This is a genomic window from Actinomadura bangladeshensis, assembly GCF_004348335.1.
Taxonomy (GTDB): domain Bacteria; phylum Actinomycetota; class Actinomycetes; order Streptosporangiales; family Streptosporangiaceae; genus Spirillospora; species Spirillospora bangladeshensis.
This window is the reverse complement of the sequence record NZ_SMJW01000276.1, coordinates 1-10,080: the sequence shown is the minus strand read 5'-3', so window position 1 is coordinate 10,080 and position 10,080 is coordinate 1. Positions and strand designations below refer to the sequence as shown.

The 10,080-nt window shown below is 70.3% G+C and carries 10 protein-coding genes and 1 tRNA gene; 5 read left to right on the top strand and 6 right to left on the bottom strand.

Going from position 1 to position 10,080, the window contains the following annotated elements:
• The coding region (gene sthA, locus E1284_RS34270) for a Si-specific NAD(P)(+) transhydrogenase (protein ID WP_131944315.1) at positions 1-966 on the top strand (966 nt) is incomplete at its 5' end.
• Here the strand turns inward: sthA and E1284_RS34265 are convergent.
• The gene (locus E1284_RS34265) at positions 963-1,376 is read right to left on the bottom strand and encodes an SsgA family sporulation/cell division regulator (RefSeq protein ID WP_131944314.1); all 414 of its coding nucleotides are present in this window, start codon (positions 1,374-1,376) and stop codon (positions 963-965) included. The two genes, sthA and E1284_RS34265, sit on opposite strands and share 4 nt — an antisense overlap.
• Positions 1,377-1,644: 268 nt before the next feature.
• Here E1284_RS34265 and E1284_RS34260 point away from each other — a divergent pair, with 268 nt between their 5' ends.
• Entirely contained in the window at positions 1,645-2,073 is a 429-nt protein-coding gene (locus tag E1284_RS34260; RefSeq protein WP_131944313.1) for a TIGR02611 family protein, read from the top strand.
• A gap of 13 nt (positions 2,074-2,086) precedes the next feature.
• On the opposite strand, the gene E1284_RS34255 is transcribed toward E1284_RS34260, so the two are convergent.
• Positions 2,087-2,299, bottom strand: coding sequence for a hypothetical protein (locus tag E1284_RS34255; protein WP_131944312.1), 213 nt, complete (start codon positions 2,297-2,299; stop codon positions 2,087-2,089).
• A gap of 300 nt (positions 2,300-2,599) precedes the next feature.
• On the opposite strand from E1284_RS34255, the gene E1284_RS34250 reads away from it, so the two are divergent.
• Positions 2,600-2,671: transfer RNA gene (locus E1284_RS34250), tRNA-Val, on the top strand.
• Positions 2,672-3,067: 396 nt separating this feature from the next.
• On the opposite strand, the gene fadD1 is transcribed toward E1284_RS34250, so the two are convergent.
• Genes fadD1 through E1284_RS34230 form a run of 4 tightly spaced genes read right to left on the bottom strand, consistent with a single transcriptional unit; the run spans position 3,068 to position 7,551 of the window.
• Positions 3,068-4,648 (bottom strand): fatty-acid--CoA ligase FadD1, encoded by a 1,581-nt coding sequence (gene fadD1, locus E1284_RS34245; RefSeq protein ID WP_131944311.1) that lies wholly within the window; start codon positions 4,646-4,648, stop codon positions 3,068-3,070.
• Positions 4,641-5,579: an alpha/beta fold hydrolase gene (locus E1284_RS34240; protein WP_131944310.1), complete on the bottom strand. Its 939-nt coding sequence runs from the start codon at positions 5,577-5,579 to the stop codon at positions 4,641-4,643. Before E1284_RS34240 ends, fadD1 begins: the two co-directional genes overlap by 8 nt.
• Positions 5,576-6,205: a TetR/AcrR family transcriptional regulator gene (locus E1284_RS34235; protein ID WP_131944309.1), complete on the bottom strand. Its 630-nt coding sequence runs from the start codon at positions 6,203-6,205 to the stop codon at positions 5,576-5,578. The genes E1284_RS34240 and E1284_RS34235 overlap by 4 nt, the downstream gene beginning before the upstream one ends.
• Positions 6,202-7,551, bottom strand: a complete 1,350-nt coding sequence (locus E1284_RS34230) for a flavin-containing monooxygenase (RefSeq protein ID WP_131944308.1) — start codon at positions 7,549-7,551, stop codon at positions 6,202-6,204. The genes E1284_RS34235 and E1284_RS34230 overlap by 4 nt, the downstream gene beginning before the upstream one ends.
• 107 nt (positions 7,552-7,658) lie before the next feature.
• Between E1284_RS34230 and E1284_RS34225 the strand changes: the two genes are divergently transcribed.
• Both E1284_RS34225 and E1284_RS34220 read left to right on the top strand, forming a co-directional pair.
• Positions 7,659-8,396 carry an SDR family NAD(P)-dependent oxidoreductase gene (locus E1284_RS34225; RefSeq protein WP_131944307.1) on the top strand — a complete coding sequence of 246 codons (738 nt, stop codon included), beginning with the start codon at positions 7,659-7,661 and terminating at the stop codon, positions 8,394-8,396.
• Positions 8,393-9,229, top strand: coding sequence for an SDR family NAD(P)-dependent oxidoreductase (locus E1284_RS34220; protein WP_131944306.1), 837 nt, complete (start codon positions 8,393-8,395; stop codon positions 9,227-9,229). The genes E1284_RS34225 and E1284_RS34220 overlap by 4 nt, the downstream gene beginning before the upstream one ends.
• The last annotated feature ends 851 nt before the right edge of the window (positions 9,230-10,080 follow it).

Below are 10,080 nucleotides of genomic sequence, written 5' to 3'. Positions count from 1 at the left end.
CGCCCGGCCCGGCCCGACACCGTCGCCTTCGACGACCGGACGATCATCGACTCCGACGGCATCATCAACATGGACCGCATCCCGGAGACCATGGTCGTCGTCGGCGCCGGCGTCATCGGCATCGAATACGCCTCGATGTTCGCCGCGCTCGGCACCAAGGTCACGGTCGTCGAGCGCCGCGAGCGCATGCTGGACTTCTGCGACCTGGAGATCGTCGAGGCGCTCAAGTACCACCTGCGCGACCTCGCCGTCACGTTCCGGTTCCGCGAGGCCGTCGCGTCCGTCGAGCGGATGCCGAACGGGGCGATCACCGTCCTGGAGAGCGGCAAGCGCATCCCCGCCGACACCGTCATGTACTCGGCCGGGCGGCAGGGCATGACCGACGACCTGTGCCTGGACGCCGCCGGCCTCGCCGCCGACCACCGGGGCCGGATCAAGGTCGACGCCGACTACCGCACCGAGGTCCCGCACATCTACGCGGTCGGGGACGTGATCGGCTTCCCGTCCCTCGCCGCCACCTCCATGGAGCAGGGCCGCCTCGCCGCGCACCACGCCTGCGGCGAGCCCGTCTCGGAGATCAACGAGACCCAGCCCATCGGCATCTACACGATCCCCGAGATCAGCTTCGTCGGCCACACCGAGGACGCGCTCACCGAGGCCAAGGTCCCCTTCGAGGTGGGGGTCTCCCGCTACCGCGAACTGGCCCGGGGCCAGATCATCGGCGACTCCTACGGGATGCTGAAGCTCCTGGTCTCACCCGAGGACCGGCGGCTCCTCGGCGTCCACGTCTTCGGCACCGGGGCCACCGAACTCGTCCACATCGGCCAGACCGTGATGGGCTGCGGCGGCACCGTCGACTACCTGGTCAACGCGGTGTTCAACTACCCGACGCTCGCCGAGTCCTACAAGGTCGCCGCCCTGGACGCGATGAACAAGATGCGCCACATCGCCCGCCTGTCCGGCTAGGACGGCCAGAGCAGGTTCTCCAGCTCGGCGTCGATGTCGATGAACTCGCTCTCTTCGCCCGCGGGCACCGCCTGGTACGTCCGGTGCAGGAAGTCGGCGAGCGGCGACAGCGGCACCTCGAACAGCGCGTCCCCGAACGGGGACGACAGCGCGATGTTGAGCGAGCCGTCGTCGTCGGCGGGCCAGACCTCGACGTCCCCGTCTCCGACCCTGCGCACGATGCCGACCGTGAGGAGCTCCCTGGCGAAGATCCACTCCACGGGCTCGTCGTCGCCCACGTAGAAGGCCATCCGGATCGCGTACGGATCGTCGGCCGCGTACTCGAGCCCGGCGAGCAGGGGGACGGTCGTGCGGTCGGGGACGACGAGACGAAGGCCCAGCTGTGCTGAGACGGTGGTACTGCTGTTCATGGCCATTCCCTCTTACGTCGGTCCCGCTGGCTCGCGGGGTGCTCCGGTCGGGCGGTTACTCCCTCCCACCGACATCCCCGCGATCTATGACGCCTAACTGCCTTATCCCGGCCGAACATTCCGCCGCCCCCGGCGCCTGTGACCCATCTCACCGTAGCAAAACATGCTCCTGACCTGCGCAAAGGCCGATCTTGCGGGGGTCTGTCCCGGGTGCGGCGCGCCCCGTCCGGCGTCGCCGTGACCATGACATCTGGCTTAAGGTAAATCCGTGGCAATCAATGATGAAAAGGTCGCCCCGCCTCCGGAGGAACCCGGCCTGTTCCACCGCTTCCGCGCCCGGGTACGGCGCAACCCGCTGCTGAACACCGCCTGGCGCGCGGGCGTCTTCGCCGTGGGCGCGGCCGTCCTCATCGGCGGACTCGTCATGATGATCACCCCCGGACCCGGCCTGCTCGGCATCGTCATCGGCCTCGCGATCCTCGCCACGGAGTTCGCCTGGGCCCAGCGCGCCCTGCACCGCGCCAAGACCGCCGCAGACCGCGCCAAGGAGAAGGCCTTCGACCCCCGCAAGCGCCGCCGCAACACCATCCTCGGCGGGGTCACCACGGTCCTCCTGGCCGCCGCCGTGGCCGGCTACCTGGCCGTCTACGGCCTGACCTTCCCCTGGAAGATCGAAGACCCCACCTTCTGGACCTGATCCCCCCAGTCACCTAGCGCGACCCCGCCACCTGCCCCTGGCCGTAACGGGCCAGGGCGGCTCCGCCGCCTTCCTGCACGCCCTCGACCAGCGCCTGAAGTCGCCCCCCGAGGCCCGCGAAGCCGTAGAGGAACAACGGGCTTTCGCGATCACCGCCCTCTACGGCCAGAGCGCCCCCCTGGACATCGCCGCCGCGCCCGTCGCCGCCATCCATTTCAACGTCCACGCCGACCTCGCCCCCCGTCCCCCGCACAGCCTCCACCTCGGCCTACGCCATGCTCGGCGGCTTCACCATCCGCGCGGGACCTTCCCATCACCGAGTCGTGGGCGATCTCGTCCCTCACCGTGTTCACCACCGGCATGGTCTTCACGACGTTCAACGCCCTCTGCGGCCGCTGAGCCATGATCCCCCCGAGACCTCATGGCCGTGCTCGGCACCACCGTCCTCCTCACCTGGCACCACCGCCACCAGACCTCCTGACCGCGCGCGACCACCCCCCAACATGCGCTAGAGTTTCCGACACCGGGGCGATTAGCTCAGTGGGAGAGCGCTTCGTTCACACCGAAGAGGTCACTGGTTCGAACCCAGTATCGCCCACCCCTCACCCCACAGGCCCTCCCGCACATAGGCGGCAGGGCCTTTGTGCTTCACTGGGGCAGGTCCGGGCATGATCTTGCCCCACTCCAAATGTGTTCACGAGATCCTCCACCTCGTTGGTCACTCTCCGTAATAGCGGGCGCGGTGGCCGACCGGTCGGACCACCGCGCCTGTTGTGCCTCCCGAAACAGGCACTTCTCAGGGAGACGACCGATCCGCGTTTCTCCCGCCTTGCGGAGAGCAGGCCGTCCATCACCGGCAGAGACGGGCCCGGAGCCCTGTCGGCGCCCTCATCGAGAGCGTCTTCCCAGCGACGCTGAAGTTTCGTTTTCAGTTCGTCGCGCATCGCGTCCGAGACGTGCGTGTACACACCGCAGATTCCCGGCACGATATGCCCTAAGGCTCAGGGCGGTAGACGTGGTCTCGCTCGCTCCGTGCGAACAGCGGGTCCGTGGTCTCGGTGCCCTGAGCCCGGAGCTCGCGCTTGAGGACCTTGTTCGTCGCCGTAGTCGGCAGGTCGGTGGCGATCCGGACGAATTTCGGCCATGCCTTCGGCGACAGGTCCGGCTGGGCGTTCAGGAACTCCTGGAGATCGGCGGGCGTGAGGGTCGCGCCGTCGCGCAGCACCAGCGCGCACATGAGCTGGTCGCCCGGGGCGTCGGCGTCCGGTACGCCGTACACCGCGGCCTGGCTGATCGCGTCGTGGCGCAGCAGCACCCGCTCGATCGGCGCCGCCGCGAGGTTCTCGCCGTCGACGCGCAGCCAGTCGTCGGTGCGACCCGCCAGGTATATGAAGCCTGCCTCGTCCCGATAGGCGAGATCGCCGGACCAGTACATGCCCCCGTCGAGCCGCTCGGAGGTCGCCTGTTCGTCGTTGTAGTAGCCGGCGAAGAATCCGGCCCCGGTGGTGTTGACCAGTTCGCCGACCGCCTTGTCCAGGTTGGTCACCCGGCCCAGGTCGTCGAAGACGGCGCGCGGGCACTCGGTGCGGGTGTCGCGGTCGTACACGGCGACGCCGTCGAACGGTTGCCCGATGGAACCGGCCGGCGTGTCGTCAGTGCGGGTGATGATGACCGCGGTCTCGGTGGAGCCGAAGCCGTCCCACACGGTGCAGTCGAAGCGGCGGGCGAACTCCTCGATATCGCGGTCGCTCGCCTCGTTGCCGAACGCGACACGCAGCGGGTTGTCCCGGTCGTCGGGCTGTTCCGGCGTCGCGAGCAGGTAGGCGAGCGGCTTGCCGACGTAGTTGATGTAGGTCGCCCCATAGTGGCGCAGGTCGCTGAGGAACCGGCTTGCGCTGAACTTGGCCGGCGCCAGAGCGGCGCCGGCGCGGGCGTGCACGGCGTATCCGGCGAGGACGGCGTTGCTGTGGAACATGGGCATCGAGGAATAGACGATGTCCTCGGTCGTCAGGTCGAACTTGTCGGCGAGCGTCGCCCCCGACATCACCGCGATGAAGTTGGCGACCCGCACGGCCTTCGGTTCCCCGCTGGTGCCGGAGGTGAAGATCAGCATGAAGGTGTCCATCGCGTCGACCGTCGGGAACCCGGCGGTTCCGCGCGGTGCGCCGGCCACCCGCTCGGGCCAGTCGACGTCGTCGGTGTCGACCACCGTCGTGCCACCGAGGTCGAGCCCGCCGAGCAGGCCCAGGTGCCGGTGATCGGTCAGCAGGATCTGGCAGTCGGCCCGGCGTACATCGGCCGCGAGACTCTCGCCGCGCCGGGTGGTGTTGATGCCGACGGTCACGTGCCCGCCGAGCGCACCCGCCGCGATCGCCATCGCCATCTCGGGGCTGTTCTCCATCAGCACGCCGACGTGGACCGGCCGGCCCGGGTCGGCCATCGCGTGCAGCACGTGCGCACGGGCGGCGCTCTCACTGAGGTAGTCGCGCCAGCTCCACACCTGGTCGCCGTACTTCAGGCCGGGCGTGTCCCGCTCCCCATGCTGGAGGAGGAGTGCCTGGACGGTGTCAGACACGGGACGGCTCCGACGCGCTCGCGGTGGGCGAGGCGGCGGCGGAGGGAACGGCCAAGTGGCGGCTCAGGAACGCCACGACATGGCGGGTGGCGGCCTCGTGGAAGGGCTTGCCGGCGAAGAGGTCGAAGTGGTCGCCGGGGTAGTGCCGCACCTCGGCGCGACCGGCGAAGGCCGCCTTCGCCGCGGCGTACGGCGGCGCGCTCCTGTCGAAGTCGCAGATCTGCACCAGCCACGGGACCCGCAGCGACTTCGCGTCCTTGGCGGGCGTCCGGCCGCCGAGCTCCATCACGACGTCCGCGGCGATCTCGTTGCGCCAGGTCGGGCCCGCGAGCGCGAGGTAGTCCTCGTAGGCGCCGGGCAGGGTCAGCGCGCCGACCTCCCCGGGACGGGCCACGACCGGGATCATCGTCGGCGCGCGGCCGGCCTTGCGTCGTACGGCCGAAGCGATGCCGCGGCCGGTGGAGGCGAGCAGCCGGTCCGGGCGGTGGTGCTTCGCGGCGAGCCGCGCGGCGGCGAGCCCGTCGACGAGCGGCACCGCGGAGACGACCGCCGCGACGTCGGCGCGCGCGGCGGCGACGGAGACGACGTGGCCGCCCGCGAGCGAGATGCCCCAGAGCGCGACCCGTTCGGCGTCGACGCCCGGAAGGCGCTTCGCCGCCTCGACGGCGGCATGCCAGTCGGCGACCTGGCCGGCGACGGACACGCACTGGCGCGCACCGCCGTCGCCGGCGTCGCTCGCGCCGAAGCCGCGGTAGTCGAAGGTGACGGCGTGGAAGCCCGCCGCCGCGAACGCCTCGGCGAACGGCCGGAGGCCGGAGTCCTGGGTGCCGCCGAGACCGTGGCCCAGCACCACGACGGGCGCGCCGTCCGCACCTCCGTGATGCGTGGCGGCGCAGCGCACACCGGCCGAGGTGAAGTCGAAGGTGGTCATGCGATGCCTCCGTAGATGCTGGTCATCCAGACGTGCGCAAGCGCGTCGACGTGCTGCTCGCGCGGCGGCTCGCCGCTGAGCGCATGGCGTTCGAGGGCGTGGTCGTTCAGGTCGAGGAGTACGGCGGCCAGGCCCGCCGCGTCCGGGCCGTCGGTCGCGTGTCCGGCGGCCCGCTCCCGCTCGATCATCTCCGCGACCATGCCCGCGAACTCGGCGCGGCCCGCGTCCCATGCCTCCCGGACCTGCGGGTTCGCGGCCCTCGCCGCGAGCAGGGCGCGGTAGGTGTGCGGCGAGGCGTCGACGGAGTCGAAGAGCGAGTCGAGGGCCTGCCGGATCCGCTCGCCGGGCTCACCCTCCGCCTTGACCAGCAGGTCGGTCGCGTCCGACGCGGCGTCGTACAGGTCGGCCATCAGGGCGAGCACCGCGGCGGCCTTGCTCTCGAAGTAGAAGTAGAACGCCGAGCGGGTGACGCCGGCCCGCCGCGAGATCTCCGCGACGTTGACCTGGTCGAGGGTCTTCTCGCGCAGCAGGTCGTCGAGGGCCTGGAGCAGGGCCGAGCGGCGCTGGTCGCCGCGGTTGACGCTGCGGCGGTCGACCAGCCGCGCCCAGGCGCGCTCCTCGCTCACCGGCGCGCCCGCACGGGCCGCCGCGCCTGTCGCCGCGCGGCTCGCTCCATGCCCGCGGGGATCTCGCGGGTGCGCAGGTCGTGCTCGTAGAGGAAGTAGTCGAGCTGCTGGGTGTGCCGGGGCCGCTGCACCATGTGGGCGGTGTACTTCTGCTGGTCCTCGTCGATCACCCGCTCCATCTCGGCGACCGGCGGCGGCGCGTAGCGGCCGACGAGCCAGGCCGCGACCAGCCGGGTCTGGCACTCGACGAACGGGAACAGTGTCGGCGTCGCCTGGGCGAACCCGATGAACGCGACGTCGTCCATGCCCGGCTTGAAGATCCGCTTGTAGAGACGGATGTGGTTCTCGGGCGCGCTGAGGAAGTCGGGGTCGAAGAACGGGAAGGTGATGTTGTAGCCGGTGGCGTGGACGACGACGTCGAAGTCCTCGGCGGTGCCGTCGGCGAAGCGCACGGTGGGACCGTCCCAGCGCTCGATGTCGCCCTTGGCCCGCAGGTCTCCGGAGCCGAGCCGCAGCGGCAGCTCGACCGACTGCGTCGGGTGCGCCTCGAAGAACTTGTGGTTGGGCTCGGGCAGGCCGTAGTCGGTCGGGTGGCCGGCGGTCAGCGGCTGCATCACCTGCATGAACTTGCGCTGCCAGGCGAACGGGATGTACGGGGAGGTCTTGTAGAACTTGTCGGCCGGTGTTCCGGCGAAGTACTTCGGCACGATCCACGCACTGGACCGCGTCGAAAGGACGACCTCGTTGCCGAGCGTCTTGCTGGAGAGCTCGACCGCGATGTCGGCGGCGCTGTTGCCCAGCCCGATGATCAGGATCCGCTTGCCCGTCAGATCGTACGGCGTCCGCGGGTCGATGTAGGCGTGCGAGTGCATCGTCAGGCCGGTGAACTCTCCCGGCTTGTCGGCGAAGCGCGGGTCCCAGTGGTGGCCGTTGGCCACCAGGAGCACGTCGAAGCGGCGTGCGCCGGTGCGCTCGGTCTCCAGCAGCCAGCCGCCGTCGGGGTGCCGCTCGGCGTGCACGACGCCGTTCTCGAACTCGATCCGGCGCCGGATGTCGAACGCGTCAGTGTAGCTGTCGAGGTAGTCCTTGATCTGGGTGTGGTGCGGGAAGTCGGGATACTCCTCAGGCATCGGGAAGTCCTTGAAGGACAGCTGGTGCTTCGAGGTGTCGATGTGCAGCGAGCGGTAGGCGCTGCTGTGCCCGTTGGGGTTGCCGAAGGCCCAGTTGCCGCCGACGCGGTCCGAAGACTCGAACGTGGCGTACTCCAGCCCGTAGTCCTCCAGCATCTTGCTCATTGTCAGCCCGCTGATGCCGGCGCCGATCACGGCGACCGTCGGACCACTCATCGGCTACTCCTCGGCATCTGCTTGACAATCCGGCGTGACGCCCGTCACGTTAGGACTGCCAATTGACACGTGTCAATAGAAACCGACGAGCGTCAGGATGGTGGCGGATGAGTGAGCAGCGCACGGTCGTGGTGGTCGGAGGCGGGTCCGGCCTCGGAGCGGCGACGGCCGCGCTGCTGCGGTCGCAGGGCGACATCGTGGTGGTCGCGGACCTTGCCGGCGCGTCCGCCGACGTCGAGGTCGACGTGACCGACGAGGGCGGAGTGGAGGCGCTCTTCGAGGGCGTCGTCGCCGAGCACGGGCGCTTCCACGGCGTCGTGAACTGCGCCGGCACGAGCACGCTCTCGCGAGTCGTCGACCACGACGCCGCAGAGTGGCGCCGGATCGTCGACGTCTGCCTCACCGGCGCGTTCCTCGTCCTCAAGCACGCCGGACGCCGGGTCGCCGGCGGAGGCGCGCTGGTGTCGCTGACCTCCCTCAACGCCCGCCAGCCCGGCACCGGCCTGGCCGCCTACTGCGCCGCGAAGGCCGGCCTCGTGGCGCTCACGGAGGTCGCCGCGCTCGAGCTCGCGCCGCGCCGCGTGCGCGTCAACGCGGTGGCGCCCGGACTGGTTGTCACGCCGCTGACGGCGCCGGCGATGGACATACCCGGGGTCGAGGAGGAGTACGTCGCCAACACGCCGCTCGGCCGACCGGGAAGCCCGGAGGAGATCGCCGCGTCCGTGCGCTACCTGCTGTCGGACGACGCGGCGTGGGTCACCGGTGAGACCCTTGACATCAACGGCGGCGCCCACCTGATGCGCTACCCGGATCTCGCCGGACTCGTGGAGAAGGCGTTCGCATGAGCCTCGCGAGCAGATCCGCGATCGTCACAGGCGGCGGCTCGGGCATCGGAGCCTCGCTCACCGCGGCACTTGTCGCCGCGGGCGCCGACGTGGTGTGCACGGACCTCGATCTGGCCGCCGCGGAGAAGACCGTCGCCGGCCTTGCCGGCCTAGCCGGACCGGGATCGGCACGTGCGGCGGCCGTCGACGTGACGCAAGCGGCCCAGGTGCAGCAGGTCGTGGACGAGGTCGTGGAAGCGCACGGACGGATCGACCTAATGTTCAACAACGCGGGCATCACCTATTTCGGCGACACCGAGGACCTGACGCTGGACCAGTGGAACTCGATCATCGACGTCAACATCCGCGGCGTCGTCCATGGTGTGCACGCGGCGTATCCGCAGATGGTCCGCCAGCGCGGCGGGCACATCGTCAACACGGCCTCGATGGGCGGTCTCATGGCCGCGGGCCTGATGACGTCGTACGTCGCCACCAAGCACGCCGTCGTCGGGCTGTCCCTCGCGCTGCGGACCGAGGCCGCCGCGCACGGCGTCGGCGTCACCGTCGTCTGCCCTGCGGCCGTGGACACCCCGATCCTCGACAAGGGCGAGATCGGCCCCTACCGCGGTCGCGACTTCTACCTCGACGGGCAGGGTATCAAGCACCCGCTCGATGCGGGCGTGCTCGTCCGGCGGGTCCTGGCGGCCGTCGAGGCGAACGAGGCGATGGTCGTGGAGCCGCGCCGCGCGCGGCTCGCGTGGCGCGTCGGCCGGCTCGCGCCGACGTTCGTCAACAGGACGACCACACGGTTCATCGCCAGACAGCGCGCCCAGGCGCGGAAGGGATCGGCATAACGGCGGCGCTGCCCGCGATCGGGTGCTAGGGGCTGGCGGGCCATACCGCGAGTCCGCTCGATGCCGTAGCGGAGGCACAGCATGCCGAACGGCTCGGCATCGGCGCGATGTTCCTGCCCGAGCGGTTCAACGTCAAGGACGTTGGGGTGCTGGCAGGCGGTCGCTGCCGCGACGGAGCAGATCGGCATCGGCACCGCAGCGACCAACCACAACACCGCTATCCACGTCGGCGTGGCGCGGCAGAAGGACTCACCCGGTGGCGCTCACTCCGGGAGAAGCGGACGCCATGCGATCACGGCCGCGATCGATGGGGCCCGTGCCAGGGGCCCCGCCCGGTCGTCGGGGCGCTGCGAGAACGCGAGGCACGGTGTCTGGGCGTGCGTCGGCCGACAGGTCGTTCCAGAGGAGGCCGCCGCCGTCGTTGCGGAGCCGGTCGCATGGACGACCGCGCCGTAGTGCGGCACGGCTGGCCTGTCGCCGGAGGGTGGACCCGTTTCGTCGAGGTGCTTGGTAGCCAGCGGCACCTCGACGAACCGGGGGACGGACCTTCCTACGCCGCTCCTGGAGAGCCAGGGATCAGGTGGCGAACTGGCGCGGAACGGCGATTGCCGGCGTGCGAAGTGCGGTGGCCGGTGCCGGCGCGACCCAGACCGGGGTCGGATCCCGGGTCTTCTCGCAGGTGCGGTCGAACTGCATCGGGTTGAAGCTGCGGTGCCTCTCTTGAGTTCTCGCACCCGCCTGCTTGCAACGCTCAACAGGGCCGCGTCGGAGCAGATGAAAGCGCGCGGCCCCATGGTCGGGCTGCGCGCTTGTGTTCGCGTCGGGTTGGTCAGGGGTGCGGGGGTGGGGAG

Bases quoted from the DNA above. Each gene is read 5' to 3' on its own strand.
- E1284_RS34230 (WP_131944308.1), bottom strand. From the start codon at position 7,551: ATGAGTGGTCCGACGGTCGCCGTGATCGGCGCCGGCATCAGCGGGCTG.
- E1284_RS34220 (WP_131944306.1), top strand. From the start codon at position 8,393: ATGAGCCTCGCGAGCAGATCCGCGATCGTCACAGGCGGCGGCTCGGGC.
- E1284_RS34225 (WP_131944307.1), top strand. From the start codon at position 7,659: ATGAGTGAGCAGCGCACGGTCGTGGTGGTCGGAGGCGGGTCCGGCCTC.
- E1284_RS34240 (WP_131944310.1), bottom strand. From the start codon at position 5,579: ATGACCACCTTCGACTTCACCTCGGCCGGTGTGCGCTGCGCCGCCACG.
- E1284_RS34265 (WP_131944314.1), bottom strand. From the start codon at position 1,376: ATGAACAGCAGTACCACCGTCTCAGCACAGCTGGGCCTTCGTCTCGTC.